Origin of the sequence: Haemophilus sp. HMSC61B11, assembly GCF_001838615.1 — a bacterium.
Classification (GTDB): Bacteria; Pseudomonadota; Gammaproteobacteria; order Enterobacterales; family Pasteurellaceae; genus Haemophilus_D; species Haemophilus_D parainfluenzae_AD.
In genome coordinates, this window is sequence record NZ_KV837996.1 from 134891 (window position 1) to 153462 (window position 18572).

Consider the following 18572-nt stretch of genomic DNA (forward strand, 5'->3'; position numbering starts at 1 on the left):
TAAGGTTTTTTCATCTTCAACGTTCAATTATTTTGTAGCTGGAGCAACTGGGGCTGCAGGTGCAAATTTTTGTGCTAAATCAGCACCGTCTTTTTGTAATTTAGCTACTGCTGCTTGGAGTTTTTCAACTTTAGCTTGGTAAGCTTTAGTTTGTTCTTCAGTTGGTGCTTTAGTGGCTAAGTTTAATTGATCAACTAATAATTCGCTTGATAATGCAAGCACTTCTTTATTTTGATCTTTAATGTTTTTCACTGAAGGTGAAGTTACATCTAATTTATCTAAGCTTGCGATAGTATCTTCAACAGTTTTATTGAAAGTCTTGATTGCTTCTTCAATTTTTTTATCATCTTTTGCTTGAACCGCAGCAGTTAAATCAGATTGAAGTTTTTGTTGTGCTGCCATTTGAGCTTGTGCTTGGCTTGCATTCCATTCAAGTAATTTGTTGTAGTCAGCTTGTTCTTGAGTTGGAGTTGCTTCAGCTGGTTTTGTTGCTTCAGCTGGTTTCGCCGTTTCTTGTTTTACCTCAGGCGCAGGTTGAGTTGCTTCAGGTTTTGCTGGAGCTGGTTTATCTGCCGGTTTATCACAAGCAGTTAAGAATAATGCAAATAATGCAGTTGCGCTGATTTTAATAAGTTTGTTCATAGACAATCCTCTATTTAAATTTAATAAAAATATATTTAGTTAAATTAACCGTTGCTTCGACAGCATCAAATTAAATTAGTTCAAAAAATTTTTTAGTTTATTTGAAATTTTTAATATATTCACTTAGGTTACGAATATCTTCATCACTCAAGCGTTGTTTAGCTGGATTTCCAGCTCCAATAATTTTCCCCATTTTTCTTTCAGAAAGTGCGGTTGAAATTTCTTCTGGTTTTAGCTGATTAATAATTTTTGATTCACCCATGGCTGGTTTTTCGCCTTGTTTTCCATGGCAAGTCGCACAAGAACGTTTATATACCTTTTCTGCTTTGACTAAATCAGCTTCGGCAGAAAGCGCGGATGTTGCAAATAAAAAGTTTAAAACAGGTAAAAAAGTAGAGAGTAAGTAAATTCGTTTTTGCATTTTAGCTAGCCTTTAAATAATTTATCTAAATCTGCAGCGGGAATTGCACCTTCATATTTAGCCTGAATATTACCTTCAGGTGTAATCACAAAACTTGTTGGCGTGCCGATAAGCTGATAGCGTTCTGCTGTGATTTTTAATTGGTCTTTGATAACCGGCAACGTAAGCTGACGTTTGGCGACCACGGCTCTGGTATCCACTTTATCTCCATCTACGTTAATGGCGATAAGTTGAACTTTATTTGGATTCGCTTCGGCCAATTTTTCGAACTCTTTTAATTCTGCGACACATCGTCCACAGGTTTCAGACCAGAATGTCAGTAAGCGAGTGCCTTTCCAATCATCAAGTTTCACTTCTTTACCTTGTAAATCATAGGCAGCAATGTCTGGCGCTTTTTGACCAATTGCAGCAACTTCATCTTTACAAGAAACGCTACCGAAAATGACCGCACTTATGGCGAGTAGTTTGATGAATTTATTTTTCATGAATTTCCTCTTTTACAAATTTTCCGTGGTGGAGATAAATAACACGATCGGTTAACTCACCTAATTCAGGATTGTGTGTCACCATCACAATAGTTCTCCCTTGGCGATTTAATTCTTGTAGTAAATCCAGTACAAGCGCTTCATTTTTTTCGTCAAGGTTACCTGTAGGTTCATCTGCAAAAATAACGGGAGGTTGATTAACCAATGCACGAGCAATACAAACCCGTTGTTGTTCACCCCCAGAAAGTTGGCTTGGACGGTGATCAATACGATGACCCAATCCCACTTGTTCGAGTACCGCTTTAGCCGCTGCTTCATCAATTACACTGTGATAATGCTGAGCCAGCATCACATTTTCAAGTGCGGTCAAATAAGGAATTAAGTGGAATTGCTGGAAGACTAAACCGATTTTTTCTGCACGGAAACGCTGACGACCGATTTCATCTAGTTGTGCCGCATCGACACCATCTAAAATGACTTTACCTTCACTAGCCGTATCTAAACCGGTCAGAATATTCATGAGCGTGGTTTTACCCGAACCTGATGCCCCCATAATCGCAATAAATTCACCTTGGCGAATTTGAATATTAATATTTTCTAAAGCGGTGACTTGCCCGAATCGTTTATATAAATGTTGCGTTTCAATTACAAATTCGCTCATTTTATTCCCCTTTTAACATATTTGCGGTTTGAATATTTAAAGCGCGTTTGGTTGGTACAATCACCGCAATAAAGGCAACCAATAACGATAAGACGATAGTAATTGGAATAACCGGTAGACGCATATCAATATAAGATTTGAATACGGTTAATCCAAGTAATTGTGCCAAAATGTAGCCGAGAATCAGCCCTGCTACAATTGCACAAAGCGCAATGATCAGAATCTCGGTACTAATTTGCTTAATGATGTCACTCTGTTTCGCCCCCAAGGCTTTTTGCAGCGCAAATTCTTTTGCTCGCTCACCAACAATCGCTATCAACGTGGTATTCACACAAAGGGTGGCGAGAATCAAAATGACCAATGAGATTAAGCCCATTAAGCCTTTGATTTTATCTAAAATCTGTCCTTCCGAAGCGGAGACTTTTCGAATCGGTCGAGCAGTCAGATCAGGTTGATGTTGCATAATGTCTTGGGCAAATTGTGCAACGTTACCTTGTTCATTTTTTATATTGAGCAAGGCATTATTGGCTGCTCCCTCTTTATCCAACCAATTTTGGGCAAACTCTAAATTTACGATTAGCATGTTGTCTGTAGCATCACCCGCCTCAACAATACCTTTTATCGTGAATTCATGTTTTTCAACCGAATTTTTAGACAGAGTTAATTTACTTCCAACACTTAAATTGAGGCGTTCAGCTAAGGTTTTACCAATCATGGCATTGCGATCGTCAAAATTGACATTAATAGCTGAGCCGGTAATTTGCCAATAAGGCGCGAGCACACGCATATCTTCAAACCACACGCCCATAATTACGATTTTTTCTAAATCGCTTCGTGCAACGCCATACAAATAAGGGCTGGCAGCGGTGATGAAATTATCCGGTGCATTGTGCAGAATTTGCTTTAATTGGCGCTCTTTCATCAAACCTCCATTAGCTGAACCAATGTAAAAGTTTGCCCCAAAGGTACGAAGCTCTTGGCTCATTTTGGTATTAATATCGAAATAGACTGCTGCCATTGCCGTCACAATAGATGCACCAACAGTCAGCGCAGAGAAGATAATAAATACCCGCTGTAAACGTAGGCGTAATGCTTGGAAGATTAAACGCCAAAACATACTTTTATTGGCGGCCATAGAGCACCTCCACAGGGTAAAGTTTGGCAATTCGATGGGCAGGGAACCATGTACCCACTACAGCAATTAAAATAGACAGCATCAATACGCAAGGAATTACAATCCAAGCAAAACTCAGTGGTACGCCAAATAGCGCAGCGCCAATAAATCTTGCTAAGCCCCAACCTGCAATACAACCAAGCGAACCACCGATTAAGGCACTGATAATGGCTTCACAATAAAATAATAAGGCAATTTGCCATTGATAGGCGCCTAAGGCTTTCATCAAACCAATTTCTTTTGAGCGTTCAATGATCCCTGTACTCATTAATGAGGCGATCCCCATGGCTGCGGCGATTAAGGCGGCAAGAGTAACGACTGCCAACAATAACTGGATTTTACCAATGACCACACCTTCTGAAGCTGCAACCTGCCAAATAGGGCGAACAATGGCACCAGAAATAGCTTCTTCTAATTGGTGTGAAATAGAAGAGACATAAGCCGTACAATACCAACGATCGTACTCTTCGGCATCTAGCGCATCGGTATTGGCACGCGCTTTACGAGAAAGATCATTTTCTGGGACAGTAAGCGCAGAAACTTTAACTGATTGAATTTTCCCTTCTAAGTCCAGCAATTTTTGCACAGCATTGAGCGGCATGACTAATTGATTATCTTCAGCACCACCTGTGGATAAAATACCGGTAATTTCGACCGCACTTTGATTATCTAGCTCATTATTTTGATAGCGAAGCTGGATTTTATCACCTTGCTTTAAGCCAGTTCGTTGAGCTAACTGCTCACCAATCAATGCAGGAATAAATTCTCCTTCAGGTGTTTCAAGATCGTTGACCCATTCACCTTGCACATGCCAATACGGACTAATAATTTTTTGTCCTGTATGGTAATCATCTTCATCTGGTACAGGGATGTTATGATCAAAAAACGTACCCAGCACATTAATTTGTCCAAGTGCGGTTAATTTTTCATGAGTATTTTCGGAAAGCGTTTCCGCTTTTACATCTGCACTTAATAACGGTGCAAAACCCACGATATTATTTCGCCAGAAAATATCTTTAATATTCGGCAGTTCTTTTTCATCGAGAAAATCTTGACTACTCAAATCTGCGTTATGACTAAGTTCATCAGGCAGGGCGGCATTACTTGCAGGCTCAACTAAAATATTGGCTCCGTAAGATTTGAGCTCTTTTGCCATTTTATCGCCAATATCAATGGATACAGCCAAGAGTGCAGAGACTAAGCCCGCCGCTAAGAAAATAGTAATCACGGCCAACAGTTTACGTTTAATGCTAAAACGCCAAGATTGAAATAACATTCTTGCTAGCATTATTCCCCCTTACCTAAATACTTTTCAGGGTTATCACGGAATAAATCAAGATTTTTCTCACTTTCAAAGAAGTAAGTTTTACCTTCGTAATTATATTTGTGCTCCGTTTTAGTGTTTTTCATTTGGGCACCACTAATCGGATCTTTTACATCGATTTCAACAATCGTGCTAAATAAATTTAACCCTTCTTCTAAGCTGATTCGATTAATGAGAATTTCAGTCTCAGTTTGTTGCCAATCTTCAATCGGCACAGGATTACAGCCACCCGGTTTACCAATAGATGGAATAAACATATGTACGCCGCAGCCTACACAAACGACTTGGTTACCTTCCATCACATAGCCTTGGTCACCACAAAGCAAGCAGGCATCAAATACCGCAGCTAGACTCAATTTATCTGGTTGACGATTAATGACAAAGAAACGCACGGCTTTACCGTCATCAGCAATCCAGACAAAACGGTGTAATTTGCCATCTTTTACTTGCTCAATTGGAATATGGACTTGTTGCTTTTCATCTAAGGTCAAAGGAATCGCTTCTGACAGTTGTGGCGGACGAGAAGCAATTTGTTCCCAATAAAGCTGTGTAGCAAAAATAATCGCTACGGCCAAATAGCCCCAACCAAGTAAGCGAGAGGAAGTACGCAATGCGGCTAATTTTTGGCGTTTTCCAATAGGTTCTTGTGTCGCATTAACTTGTTGCTTGCGTGATAAATGAATTTTGCCGTAGAAGATGGCTAGTACGACGAAGAGTAAGGTTGCACAGATGTAATTTAACCAACGAGTAATTTCGCCTGATTTTGCAACAAAGCTTAAACGTAGTTTGGTGAGTTCAAGCACTTGAAGTTTCATTAAAATTAATAAGAGTTCGCCAATAAGTGGAACCAGTAAGCCAATTAAGAGAAGGCTCATCACACCTTTTAAAAGTGCGGTTGATTTTTGTTGTGTTTTTCCCGCTTGTTTTAAAAGTAAATCGATCCAACCTTGTAAGCATAAACAAAAAACAAAGGCAAAAATGACCGCACTTATGTGCAAGATAGAGTCCGTGTTGATGACATCAGTAGAAACAAGCGCGGTGATGTTGGGATCTTTTGCCCAGAAGCTGCCCGCGATAAGCATTAATACCGTTTGCCAAAAGGCCGGTAAGCGACCTTTGCCAAAAATTAAACATAAAGCAAAGATAAACAATAGTGCCAATATTACGCCATTGAGCACTAAATTGGTCATTTGTCCCGTAGGTAAACTAAGACGTAGTACGATACCGGCAATAAAACCGAATAGGCTAAGCCAAATTATTTTTTTTGCACTTACAGTGGATTGTTTACTGTGATAAACACCGAGCAATAATGAAAAAGGTAAAAGTGCTTGAAGGAAAAAAGTAAAAAAATAATTCATAGTTTGATCATTTAATGGGATAAAACAGACGATATTTTAAGGTTAAATTAAATGCTATTGCCTTCCCCTGAAATACAAGGGAAGGCAAGTCGGTAAAATCGATGTTTACCTGAGATTATTTGATGCCAGTGAATTTGAATTCATAGCTAACATCAAATGGTTTCCACCAACGACCTACACCCGTTTCAGAGTCGGTATGACGGTGCATACCCGCTTTTGATGGTGGGTCGATGTGGTAAGTTAATTTATAGTTACCCACACCCATCATTTTCACGTTAGCGCCGTAGTGAGGACCATCACCTGCCACCATTGGCATGAACGTACCTTCTTGTTTTTCACCGGTATCGGTATTCACTAAAGTGTAGTTGATGGTTAAGTAAGGCATCCATTCACCATCACCAAAGCCATTTTTGTTACCTTTTACTGCGTGGATATCCGCTTCTAAGTGGATATCTGATTTCGCAGCAGGTAAACCCATGCCACGTGGTTCCATATCGATTGGTTTGAGATAAACCGCTGCAATTTCCATTTCATTCATGGTTACCGCTTCACCGATTGGGTACTCTTGGAATGCGTTTGCAGTAGACGCGGTGAAAATACCCGCAAATAATGCTGTTGCTAAAAGTGCTTTTTTCATTGTTTTTCTCCTAAAGGATTGTTGGGTATTACGCGGCTTTTTTGCTTTGATATTTCATAATAAACAGAGCAAATACGGCTGCGACGAGTAAGATTGCTTGTGGAATTAAGGTTTCCATATAAGGATAAATACCTAACCACGAAATTTCAGGCACACCGCTAATCAGCGTAGGCTCGAAAAGTTTGCCTTCAATGAGTTCTAAAACAGATTTACCGGCGAATACAAAGGCCATTAAGTACATAAATGAGCCTGTAAACATAAAGAATGGTTTAAGCGGTAATTTCACCACGGTATAACGCATCACGAAGTAGCAAATGGTGAGAATAATTGCGCCGACAATGATACCTGCGAAAAGGTAGATAAAACTGACCGCACTTTTCGCATCACCCACAAGGGCATAGTAGAACAATACCGTTTCCGCCCCTTCACGATATACCGCTAAGAAGCTAGTAAGCCATAGACCGATGAGTGAGCCTGTTGTGAGGGCAGTAGAGAGTTTACCTTCTAAATAACGTTTCCAGTTTTGTGCTTCGACTTTGGATAATAACCAGTAACTCATCATAAATAGCATGACGACGGCAAAAATCATCGTAAAGCCTTCGAGCAATTCACGGTTTTGACCTGAATTTTCAAAGATAAGTTGGAAAATAAATGCGGTAACCACACTGGCAATTAACGCCACATAAACAGACTGACGAATAACCGGCAATTTATCTTGGTGGTTATTTTTAATTAAGTAAGTCACGATAGCTGCAACAATCAATAACGCTTCTAAACCTTCACGAAGAATGATTAAAAGGCTATATAAGAACATCGACCAATCACTTTGCTCTTCGCCCTGTAACATTTCAACCGCTTTAGTTAAATTCTGGTTTAAACCATCAGCTTGAGCTTGTAACTTATCACCTTGTCCAGCTTTCATTAAACTGACTAGACGAGTAAAGTAGCCTTCAAGTTCTGCTTTAAAGTTACTATCACGGGAACCCACTTTGTTTTCCATTCCTGTACTTTCAAACACGTCGAAATAGGTGTCTTGTACGGAAAGAATCGCTTTTTTGCTTTCACCTTGTTGATAGAGCGCAATAGCCTGTTGAATACGTTGGTTGATCTCTTGTTTAATCTTATTCCAATCTTGTTCTTGTTGATTATCTGTTGCTTGCTGTGCTGCATTAGATTGAACATTTTGTTCTTCACGTGTCGTTGGCAGGTTAGGCAAGTTTTCTTCAATATCTTGTAATAATTGCGTGCTTTGGTAGCCAAGCTCCGTAATTTGATCGGCTTGTTCACTTAAACGAATGATGTTGTAAAACTGTTGGTTAATTGCGGCTGAGATTTCTGCAGAGCGATTTTGGCGAATGGACATTTCCATTTCTGAGTTTTTATAGCCATCATATTGTGCTTGTTGGAACAATTTTTTGGCATTAGCAAGATCACCATTTTGATAAGCATCGATCCCTTGAGCGATTAAGTCATCAATGGTTTTAAAACTTTGTTGCCAATAAGGGGCAATCGCTTGATTATCATAAACACCATGTTGTCCATCGGCATTGAGTTGATGACCTTCAACCAATGATGGTAATACTTCTTGTAATTCTTTTTTGAGTTGATCGATTTTAGCTTGAATCTCTTTTTGTGAAGCACCTTCGCCGATCATTTTACGGATTTCGCCAAAAGTTGCTTCCATTTGGTAGCTTTTTTGTGCGGAGAAATTGATACGAATTGGCCCTTCTAGATTTTCAAACACTTCAAAATAAGCCATTTGCACTTCAGTACGGGCGTCATCGGTATTGCCTTGTTGAATAAGTTGAGACGTTTTATCTAGGCGAGCCGTAATATCATCAACCCATTGTTGATAGTTATCTTGTGCAAGGAGTGAAGAAGAAAAGGCGAGTGAAAAAATTAAAAAGAAAAATCGAATAGAACGGAATAGCATCGTCTATTTACCTCATTACCTCAAATGAAATCAATTCCTATTTATAATTATCCTTTGATATCAGTGAAATGACAATAAATAATTCTAATTTTTGTGATGGAGATCAAAAAATTCACAAGAGGTGGAAATCCTATATGGTTATTTTATGCTCAAAAGAATAAAGCGCCTTTGTTAGGCGTTTTATCGAGATATAAAAGTGCGGTCAAAAATAAGCAAGTTTATTGAGCGGGTGCAGCTTCTTCAACAGGCACTTTATTATCTAACACATCCCATACACTTTCTTGTTTTGCTGATTCAGGTTGTTCGGGTTGTGGTGATTGTGTGGTTTGCGCCGCAGTAGCAGTCGCAGTACTCGTTGTTTGCGCAGAAGCGCAGAAGTTTTGATCTTTGTTTGCCCAAACTGGGATTGTTCGGCTATTACCACAACTCCAACTACCGTAAGCATTGATGCCAACCCATTTAATGGTAGACGGTTGACCAAGTTTTAGTTTTTCAATGACAACACGGTTTAAGTAATCTTTATAGATTTGTAATGCGCCTGAGGCACCAGTTAATTTGGTTTCACCGTTATCATCACGACCTAACCAAATCGTGCTGACATTTTTACCATCAATACCCACGAACCACGTATCACGAGCATCGTTGGTGGTTCCTGTTTTACCCGCAAGACGAAGATCGGCATAATCATTTTGTAAGCTACGCGCGGTACCACGTTCGACAGTTTGCTGCATCGCATACAAGGTTTGATAAGCCGCTTCTCTCGGCACCACTTGATCCGGCACCGTATTATGTTCATAAATAATATTGCCTTGACGATCGGTAATGCTTTGAATGGTGCTTAACTCGATTTTACCACCTTGATTGGCAATGGTTTGATAGAGTTTTGTCACATCATAAGGTGAAATACTGTAAGAACCAAGCAAAGTTGCTGGGACTTTTGGAATTGTCACATTGTCCCATCCCATGGCTTTTTGCGTATCAATGACCTTGCTTAAGCCAACTTTCATCCCAATATTTACCGTTGGAATATTCAATGAGCGGGCAAGGGCATCCATCAACATAACTGAACCGCTATATTTACGATCGTAGTTACGAGGTTGCCAAGGTTGGCTGCCTTTAATATGAATCGTGATCGGCTGATTCTGAATTGGTGTATTTAAGCGGAATTGTTCCGGATTCATCAGTGCGGTCAAATAAATAGATGGTTTTACTAATGAGCCAATTTGACGTTTTGACATTAACGCACGGTTAAAGCCCGCATATTCTGTTTGTAATCCACCTACGACAGCACGTATTTCCCCCAGATGATAATCTGCCACAATCATGGCACCTTCAAGGTGTGGGTTTTTGGTTTGTAGTTGTAATTGATTAACCGTATTCACCACAGCATTTTCAGCTTGTTCCTGTTGTTTTAAATCCATGGTGGAGAAAATACGTGCACCAAGTAGTGCAGAGGTTTTATTTTCCCCTAACTGACGGCGAAGATCCGCTTGTAAGGTTTGAATGAAAGCAGGATATTTACGTGAAATTTGACCTTTAGCTTGCACGCCTAATGGACGTTTACTCAACAGCTCATAAAGCTCATCCCCAATCATTTGGTGATCAAGCATCAGTTTTAACACTACATTTCGACGATCGAGTGCATATTGTGGATTTCGCCATGGATTATAAAGGGATGGCCCTTTCACCATGCCAACTAAAAGGGCAATCTGATCTAGGCTAATTTCACGGATAGAACGACCAAAATAGAATTGGCTCGCCAATGCAAAACCGTGAATTTGGATATCACCATTTTGACCAAGGTAAATCTCGTTCAGATAGGTTTCTAAAATACGGTTTTTATCATATCGCCAATCTAATACTAATGACATCAACGCTTCATTGGCTTTACGGGTAATAGAACGTTCACTGGATAAGAACAAGTTTTTAACTAATTGCTGAGTGAGTGTACTGCCGCCTTGAACTGTTTGACCGGCTTTAATATTGGCAATCATTGCTCGCACAATACCCACAGGATTAATCCCGTTATGCTCATAAAAACGGCGATCCTCTGTGAGTAATAAGGCATCAATCAGTAAACGAGGGTATTGTTGTAACGGAATCGCTAAACGATCTTCATTATCCGATTCCAACATTGCAATTAATTTAGGCGCAAGTCGGAATTCATCAACCGCTTTTACGTTGACTAAATCTTCAATGCGAGAAAGTTTGTTATCGGTAAAACGCAGACGCAGCACGCGTTGTGGTTCAGGCTTATCAGGATAAGGGAAGGCACGACGAAGTAATACGATGGTATCCTCTTCGAGTTTAAAATCGCCCGGTGCTGCAATCATAGTGGTTTGACGGTATTCGTTATCCAATAAGATCTGAATCACTTCGTCAAAAGAAAGGTTATCAGACAGTTTTACGCTTTCTAAGCGACTATACACTTCAGCCGGTAAACGCCAAATCTGGCCATCCATTTTTGAGCGAATTTGCCAGTCTAAATAGCCACCATAAAATACGGCAAGCGTCCCTAAAGTAAAGGCTGCTTTAGCTAAAAAGATTTTACAAGAACGGCGCTTATCTGGCGCTTGTGTTTCTTGTTGTTCTGATGAGGTGTTTTCCGTTTCCGACATAATAGTTAGCTTCAGAGAATGAGGTTAAGCAATAAATTCAAAATAGGCATTAAGAAAGTGGATGAAGTCCGTTGTACCGCAGAAGGCGATACTTTCTTCATCATAATAATGAAAGTCGTCTTCTAAAATTTCATCTGTTTCAATTACAAGGTTATTGGCACGAATCACCACTTCATCGGTATTGATAAAAAGCGTGTATTCAGAACCAATCAATGTGACTTCATCATTATTTTTAATCTGCTCACAGGCAGAAAGTGCGGTCAAAAACGCTTGAGAATTTGACCGCACTTCTGAATTAAACCAATTAGCTAGTGCAATGTGTTCCATCGAACATTTAGCATGTACATTGCCGAGATAATGGGTAAATTGAAAATCCATGTTAGATGCTGAATGACGAACCGCAACCACAGGTACTGGTTGCATTTGGATTGTTCACCACAAAACGCGAACCTTCCAAGCCTTCAGTGTAATCCACGGTGCCGCCAATTAAGTATTGTAAACTCATTGGGTCAATCACTAATTGCACACCTGCTTTTTCAATGGTTAGGTCACCTTCATTGACTTTATCGTCAAAGGTGAAACCGTATTGGAAACCGCTGCAACCGCCACCAGTAATATAAACGCGTAATTTTAGTTCGTTGTTTTCTTCTTCGCTAATTAAACTTTTTACTTTATTGGCTGCCGCATCAGTAAAAGTTAGCGGTACGGCCATATCTAAATCTGACATATCTCTATCCCCACTTTCCTAAAAATAATCCTTGTATTATCTAATAACCTGTTAATTCATTCAAGATTTTTCACGGAATTAGTGCTATTATATGCGAATAAATCAGAATTAAATAAGGAGAAATAATGGGCATTCCATTAAGAACTGAAGAAGAAATTGTTAAGTTACGTGAAGCGTGTAAATTAGCGTCCGATGTTTTGGTCATGATCGAACCTTATGTCAAAGAAGGGGTGACCACAGGTGAATTGGATCGCATTTGTCACGATTATATGGTGAATGTACAAAAAGTGATTCCTGCGTGCTTAAATTATCATGGTTTTCCGAAAGCAACCTGTATTTCTATAAATGAAGTGGTTTGTCATGGTATTCCAAGCGACGATAAAAAATTAAAACGTGGTGATATTGTCAATATTGATGTGACTGTAATAAAAGACGGTTATTTCGGTGATAATTCGAAGATGTATGTCGTGGGTGAAACCAATATTCGTAGCCAAAAATTAGTTGAAGCGGCACAAGAAGCGCTTTATGTGGGATTACGCACGGTTAAGCCGGGTATTCGTTTAAATGAAATTGGTAAAGCGGTACAAAAATATACTGAAAGCCAAGGGTTTAGCGTAGTGCGTGAGTACTGTGGCCACGGCGTGGGAACTGAATTCCACTGTGAACCACAAGTATTACACTATTATGCGGATGATGGTGGCGTGATTTTAAAACCGGGGATGGTCTTCACCATTGAACCAATGATTAATGCGGGTAAAAAAGAAGTGCGCATTATGGGTGATGGTTGGACGGTAAAAACCAAAGACCGTAGCCATTCTGCACAATATGAACACCAAATTGTCGTGACAGAAACCGGTTGTGAAGTGATGACTATCCGCGATGAAGAAATTGCGGAAGGTCGAATTCAACGTATGATGAATAATCTTTAAGTTCAGCTAAAAGCCTACGATAGTGGGCTTTTTTTATAATTGTTTTGTTTGTGGAATACCTATGCTTTTTCCTTATCATTTCGACTCTCCACTCACGCTAAGTGCGGTCAAAATTCAGCGTGAAAATTTAAAGGAATTTGAACGTCAGCATTTCGATGATTATTCTGTTTTTGAGCTGATTGCTAACCGAACACTGTTTTGTGATGATTTGTTAAAACAGCTTTGGCAGCAATTTGGATTAGATAAAGCTAATCTCACCTTAATTGCAGTAGGCGGTTATGGCCGACAAGAAATCTTTCCTTTATCTGACCTAGATGTTCTTATTCTCTCAAAAGAAGAAAGAGAGTCTGAAACAGAAGAGAAAATTGGTCAACTCGTTCAGTTTCTATGGGATTGTGGATTTGATATAGGGCATAGTGTTCGCTCTTTAGAAGAATGTGAAAAGGAAGGTAAACAAGACATTACTATTGCCACCAATTTGCTTGAGTCTCGTTATTTATCAGGAGATGTATCCCTTTTCAATGCCTTAGATGAAATATTGAAAAAGCCAGATTTTTGGGCGGTAAAACTATTCTTTGATGCTAAAGTACAAGAACAAATTGAACGTTATCAGCGTTATCACAACACCAGTTACAATTTAGAGCCCGATTTAAAATACAGCCCCGGTGGCTTGCGGGATCTTCATCTTTTATATTGGATCGCATTACGACACACTGGGGAAATGACCCTTGATGGCATTTTGAAAAGTGGCTTTATTTATCCATCAGAACACCAACAATTATTAGAAAGCCAAGAATTTTTATTTAAAGTGCGGTTTGCTTTACACTTGATTTTAAAACGTTATGACAACCGTTTGTTGTTTGATCGTCAAATCAAAGTGAGTGAGATGCTTGGTTTTGAAGGTGAAGGAAACCGTGGTGTTGAAAAAATGATGAAACGTTTTTTCCAAGCTCTATGCACGATTTCACGTTTAAGCGATATTCTAATTAAGCATTATAAAGAGCATTTTTTATCTTCAAACGGAGAGGGATCAGTTCACCATTTGGATGACGATTTTGAAATAGTGAATCAAAGTTTGTGTTTACGTAAGGAAGACGTGTTTTTACGTTTGCCAGATCGTATTTTGGATCTTTTTTTCTATCTTACGCAGCATGAACAAGCCGAAATTCATTCCTCAACATTACGCCAACTTCAGATTGCATTGGAAAGCTTGACGCAGAAATTATGTGATATTCCTGAAGCAAGAGAGAAATTTATTCGGTTATTTAATCAACCGAAAGCCATTCAGCGAGCATTTCTCCCAATGCACCAATATGGTGTGTTAACAGCTTATTTGCCACAATGGCAGGGAATTGAAGGTTTGATGCAATTTGATCTCTTCCATATTTACACTGTGGATGAGCACACCTTACGAGTGATGTTGAAATTGGAAAGTTTCTTAGCTGAGGACGAAGCAGAATCTCATCCCATTTGCCATCAAATATTTAGCCAAATTTCTGACCGCACTTTGCTTTATGTTGCCGCACTTTTCCATGATATAGCGAAAGGCCGAGGAGGGGATCATGCAGAGTTAGGGGCTGAAGATATAGCTGAATTTTCTCGTTTGCATGGCTTTGATCGTCGAGAAATTGAAACGATGGCTTGGCTAGTGAGAGAGCATTTGCTCATGTCAATCACTGCACAGCGTCGAGATATTCATGATCCAGAAGTTGTGATGAGCTTTGCGGAAAGTGTACAAAATCATGTGCGTTTAGATTATCTCACTTGTTTGACGGTTGCCGATATTTGTGCAACAAACGGTACCTTGTGGAATAGCTGGAAACGTTCTCTTTTTGCCTCTTTATACGATTATACGTCGCAACAATTCCGACAAGGGATGAATTTATTATTAGATAATAAAGAAAAGATCCTTGAAAACCGCCAATTGGCGCTGGTAATTTTATCCGAAGATCAACCAGAATTATCGGAAGAAAAAATTTTAGCACTCTGGCAACGTTGTCCTGATGATTATTTTTTACGAAATAGCCCAAAACAAATTGCATGGCATACAGAGTTGTTAACTGAATTTGATGGTGAAGTACTGGTTAAAATTAGTAACCGTTTTTCTAGCGGTGGGACTGAGATCTTCGTTTATTGTCCAGACCAAGCCAACTTATTTAATAAAGTGGTTTCAACCATTGGTGCAAAAAAATTCAGCATTCATGATGCGCAAATTTTAACATCGGATGATGGATATGTATTCGACAGCTTTATCATCACAGAATTAAATGGTGAATTAGTTCGTTCAGAACGTCGCCGAGAATTAGAGACGGTATTAGCCTCTGTTTTATTAGGTGAAAAATTGCCATCTATGTCTTTTGCTAATAATCGACAGTTGCAACATTTCACCGTGAAAACAGATGTACGTTTTTTGAAAGAAAGTAAAAAAGAGCATACGGAGTTAGAAATCGTTGCTTTAGACAAACCCGGTTTATTGGCTCAAATCAGTCAAATTTTTACCGAGTTAAAACTCAATCTTTGTAATGCAAAAATCACGACTGTAGGGGAAAAAGCCGAAGACTTCTTCATTTTGACAAATGAAAAAGGAATTGCATTAACCGAAGAGGAAAGGGGATTATTAGAAAACGTGCTCTATGAACGTTTGTAATATGAAATAAAAAAGTGTGGTTAAATGTAACCGCACTTTTTATGTTTTAAGCAACTGCTGCAAATGCAATATCTGCGGCAGCAAGCGTTTTTTCAATGTCTTCATTTGTATGAGCTAAAGACATAAAGCCCGCTTCAAAAGCAGAAGGCGCAAGGTAAACGCCTTGATCGAGCATTTTGTGGAAGAACACTTTGAATTTTTCGGTATCACATTTCATGACTTCTGCATAAGAGGTAACTTGTTTTTGGTCAGTAAAGAAAATACCAAACATTCCGCCTACATGATTAATCACGAATGGCACATTGTGTTTTTGGGCTAATGCTTTTAAGCCATCGCAAAGTTTTGTGGTTAATTCTGCAAGGTGTTGTTCATTACCTGCTTTTTTCAATTCGGTTAAACAAGCTAAACCAGCCGCCATGGCAATCGGGTTACCTGAAAGAGTCCCCGCTTGGTAAACAGGACCAGTCGGTGCAAGGTGTTGCATAATCACTTTTTTACCACCCACTGCACCAACAGGCATACCGCCGCCAATGACTTTACCTAATGTGGTGAGATCCGGTGTGACACCATAATAAGCTTGTGCGCCTGCAAGTGAAACACGGAAACCTGTCATGACTTCGTCAATAATGAAAAGTGCACCATATTGATCACAAATTTCACGAATGCCTTGTAAGAATCCTTCTTTTGGTGGAACACAGTTCATGTTGCCTGCGACAGGTTCAATAATCACACAAGCGATATCGTTAGGGAATTCTTCAAATAGCTTTTTAACAGAATCAAGATTGTTATATTCAGCAGTTAAAGTATGTTTTGCAAAATCTTCAGGTACACCTGGTGAGCTAGGTTGACCAAGTGTTAATGCGCCCGATCCTGCTTTTACTAAAAGTGAATCAGAATGGCCGTGGTAACAACCTTCAAATTTTAAGATTTTGCTTCTATTTGTATAACCACGCGCAAGACGAATGGCTGTCATGGTTGCTTCAGTACCTGAACTCACCATACGAACCATTTCAATAGATGGTACAATTTCACAGACTAATTCCGCTAAATCAATTTCAGAGGGGGTTGGTGCACCAAAACTTAAACCATTCTCCGCTGCTTTTAATACAGCATCTAAAATGGCAGGGTGGTTGTGACCTAAAATCATAGGCCCCCAAGAACCTACATAATCGATATATTGTTTGCCTTCAGTATCGTAAATATAAGCGCCTTTGGCTTTTTGAATAAATACAGGTGTACCACCTACGCCTTTAAAGGCACGAACAGGGGAGTTTACGCCACCAGGAATAACTTCTTGTGCACGAGAGAAAAGTGCGGTTGATTTTGTCATGATTTGAATCCTTATATTAAAAGTGGTCATATTGTACTAAAAAACTGAATTTGAGAAAAATCTTTGTGTGCTGATTTTTCTTTATGTTATCCTTTGCAAAAAAATTTTAGGATAAAAACTATGCTAAGTCTTCTCGTCACTTTTTTAGGGGCATTTTTAACCTTAATTGTCATGCGACCAATTGCCAATAAAATTGGCTTGGTTGATAAGCCAAATTATCGTAAACGTCACCAAGGTGCGATTCCGCTCATTGGCGGTGTTTCTCTTTTTATGGGAAACCTTTGCTATTATTTAATGGAGTGGGATCAACTTCGTTTACCTTATCTTTATATATTCAGTATTTTTGTTCTACTGGCAATTGGTATCTTAGATGACCGCTTCGATATTAGTCCCTTCTTGCGTGCAGGGATTCAAGCCGTGCTTGCGATTTTAATGATCGACTTAGGTAATGTTTATTTAGATCATTTAGGTCAAATTCTCGGACCATTCCAATTAACACTTGGTTCTATTGGGTTGATTATTACTGTATTTGCCACAATTGCGATTATAAATGCCTTTAATATGATTGATGGTATCGATGGATTATTGGGTGGATTATCAATTGTTTCATTTGCTGCCATTGGTATTTTAATGTTCCGTGATGGACAGATGGATATGGCATATTGGAGTTTTGCCCTAATTGTCGCGATTTTGCCTTATCTATTATTAAACTTAGGTATTCCGTTAGGACCTAAATATAAAGTGTTTATGGGCGATGCAGGAAGTACCTTAATTGGCTTTACTATTATTTGGATTTTGCTTTTAAGTACACAAGGAAAAGGACATCCAATGAATCCAGTGACCGCACTTTGGATTATTGCTGTTCCTTTAATTGATATGGTGGCAATTATTTATCGTCGCTTACGTAAAGGAAAAAGTCCATTCAGACCAGATCGCTTACACGTGCATCATTTAATGGTTCGCGCAGGATTAACGTCTCGCCAAGCCTTTTTATTAATTACTTTATTTGCGGCAATTTGTGCTGCAATTGGGATCTTAGGTGAAATTTTCTATATTAATGAATGGGCAATGTTTATTGCGTTTATCGTGCTATTCTTCCTTTATGCTTATTCAATTACAAAAGCATGGAAAATTACTCGATGGGTACGAAGAATGAAACGTCGAGCACGCCGTAATAAACAATAAACTAAATAAAGAGGATAGCAATTTGCTATCCTTTTTTACTATTTAGCACTAAAAATAGACGAATAAATAATAAATTCTATACAAATTGAACAAAAATTTATCTTTTGATATTTTTTTTCAAAAAAGTGCTAGACAAGGTATTGGGAAATCATTAATATACGCCCCTGCAACGACGCAGTAACGCGTTCGTAGCTCAGTTGGATAGAGCGTTGGCCTCCGGAGCCAAAGGTCGCAAGTTCGAATCTTGTCGAGCGCGCCAGAAGTCAATGCGGTAAACAACTAATCAATGGTGGCTATAGCTCAGTTGGTAGAGCCCTGGATTGTGATTCCAGTTGTCGTGGGTTCGAATCCCATTAGCCACCCCATATTCTCTTAATTGAGAAATCTGACGGCGAGTAGCGCAGCTTGGTAGCGCAACTGGTTTGGGACCAGTGGGTCGTAGGTTCAAATCCTATCTCGCCGACCAATTTATTTTTGCTCTTTAACAATATATCAGACAAT

At 39.2% G+C, this 18572-nt stretch carries 16 protein-coding genes and 3 tRNA genes; 6 read left to right on the forward strand and 13 right to left on the reverse strand.

Annotated features, from left to right (window positions below):
- Positions 1-27 precede the first annotated feature (27 nt).
- The 12 genes from HMPREF3263_RS08565 to erpA form a co-directional block, all read right to left on the reverse strand.
- Complete coding sequence (locus HMPREF3263_RS08565) at positions 28-642, reverse strand: hypothetical protein (protein WP_005697647.1); 615 nt, start codon at positions 640-642, stop codon at positions 28-30.
- 97 nt (positions 643-739) lie between these two features.
- Entirely contained in the window at positions 740-1063 is a 324-nt protein-coding gene (locus tag HMPREF3263_RS08570; protein WP_005697654.1) for a c-type cytochrome, read from the reverse strand.
- 5 nt (positions 1064-1068) lie between these two features.
- Complete coding sequence (locus tag HMPREF3263_RS08575; protein WP_005697630.1) at positions 1069-1548, reverse strand: TlpA family protein disulfide reductase; 480 nt, start codon at positions 1546-1548, stop codon at positions 1069-1071.
- A complete protein-coding gene (locus tag HMPREF3263_RS08580) occupies positions 1538-2209 on the reverse strand; it encodes an ABC transporter ATP-binding protein (protein ID WP_070853210.1) in 672 nt (223 codons plus the stop codon). The genes HMPREF3263_RS08575 and HMPREF3263_RS08580 overlap by 11 nt, the downstream gene beginning before the upstream one ends.
- Position 2210: 1 nt before the next feature.
- Positions 2211-3344: an ABC transporter permease gene (locus tag HMPREF3263_RS08585; RefSeq protein ID WP_070853211.1), complete on the reverse strand. Its 1134-nt coding sequence runs from the start codon at positions 3342-3344 to the stop codon at positions 2211-2213.
- Positions 3331-4671 carry an ABC transporter permease gene (locus HMPREF3263_RS08590; RefSeq protein WP_049375554.1) on the reverse strand — a complete coding sequence of 447 codons (1341 nt, stop codon included), beginning with the start codon at positions 4669-4671 and terminating at the stop codon, positions 3331-3333. Before HMPREF3263_RS08590 ends, HMPREF3263_RS08585 begins: the two co-directional genes overlap by 14 nt.
- Entirely contained in the window at positions 4671-6065 is a 1395-nt protein-coding gene (locus HMPREF3263_RS08595) for a Fe-S-containing protein (RefSeq protein ID WP_070853212.1), read from the reverse strand. The genes HMPREF3263_RS08590 and HMPREF3263_RS08595 overlap by 1 nt, the downstream gene beginning before the upstream one ends.
- Before the next feature lie 115 nt (positions 6066-6180).
- Positions 6181-6702, reverse strand: a complete 522-nt coding sequence (locus tag HMPREF3263_RS08600; protein WP_005696223.1) for an iron transporter — start codon at positions 6700-6702, stop codon at positions 6181-6183.
- 28 nt (positions 6703-6730) lie between these two features.
- Complete coding sequence (locus HMPREF3263_RS08605) at positions 6731-8635, reverse strand: FTR1 family iron permease (protein WP_005697622.1); 1905 nt, start codon at positions 8633-8635, stop codon at positions 6731-6733.
- 218 nt (positions 8636-8853) lie between these two features.
- On the reverse strand, positions 8854-11253 hold the full coding sequence (mrcB, locus tag HMPREF3263_RS08610) for a penicillin-binding protein 1B (protein WP_005697588.1): 2400 nt from the start codon (positions 11251-11253) through the stop codon (positions 8854-8856).
- 24 nt (positions 11254-11277) lie between these two features.
- Positions 11278-11631 carry a YacL family protein gene (locus HMPREF3263_RS08615; RefSeq protein WP_032803996.1) on the reverse strand — a complete coding sequence of 118 codons (354 nt, stop codon included), beginning with the start codon at positions 11629-11631 and terminating at the stop codon, positions 11278-11280.
- 1 nt (position 11632) lies between these two features.
- Positions 11633-11980 carry an iron-sulfur cluster insertion protein ErpA gene (gene erpA / locus HMPREF3263_RS08620; RefSeq protein WP_005696219.1) on the reverse strand — a complete coding sequence of 116 codons (348 nt, stop codon included), beginning with the start codon at positions 11978-11980 and terminating at the stop codon, positions 11633-11635.
- A gap of 125 nt (positions 11981-12105) precedes the next feature.
- Here erpA and map point away from each other — a divergent pair, with 125 nt between their 5' ends.
- The gene (gene map / locus HMPREF3263_RS08625; protein ID WP_005696218.1) at positions 12106-12909 is read left to right on the forward strand and encodes a type I methionyl aminopeptidase; all 804 of its coding nucleotides are present in this window, start codon (positions 12106-12108) and stop codon (positions 12907-12909) included.
- 61 nt (positions 12910-12970) lie between these two features.
- Positions 12971-15556, forward strand: coding sequence for a bifunctional uridylyltransferase/uridylyl-removing protein GlnD (glnD, locus tag HMPREF3263_RS08630; protein ID WP_070853213.1), 2586 nt, complete (start codon positions 12971-12973; stop codon positions 15554-15556).
- 46 nt (positions 15557-15602) lie between these two features.
- Here the strand turns inward: glnD and hemL are convergent, their stop codons facing one another.
- Positions 15603-16886: a glutamate-1-semialdehyde 2,1-aminomutase gene (gene hemL / locus HMPREF3263_RS08635; protein ID WP_005697656.1), complete on the reverse strand. Its 1284-nt coding sequence runs from the start codon at positions 16884-16886 to the stop codon at positions 15603-15605.
- Positions 16887-17006: 120 nt separating this feature from the next.
- On the opposite strand from hemL, the gene wecA reads away from it, so the two are divergent.
- The 4 genes from wecA to HMPREF3263_RS08655 all read left to right on the forward strand — a co-directional run bounded on the left by wecA (position 17007) and on the right by HMPREF3263_RS08655 (position 18537).
- Complete coding sequence (wecA, locus tag HMPREF3263_RS08640) at positions 17007-18071, forward strand: UDP-N-acetylglucosamine--undecaprenyl-phosphate N-acetylglucosaminephosphotransferase (protein WP_005697607.1); 1065 nt, start codon at positions 17007-17009, stop codon at positions 18069-18071.
- A gap of 182 nt (positions 18072-18253) precedes the next feature.
- A tRNA-Arg gene (locus HMPREF3263_RS08645) sits at positions 18254-18330 on the forward strand.
- Between the two features lie 30 nt (positions 18331-18360).
- Positions 18361-18436, forward strand: a tRNA-His gene (locus HMPREF3263_RS08650).
- A gap of 24 nt (positions 18437-18460) precedes the next feature.
- Positions 18461-18537 (forward strand) — tRNA-Pro (locus tag HMPREF3263_RS08655).
- The last annotated feature ends 35 nt before the right edge of the window (positions 18538-18572 follow it).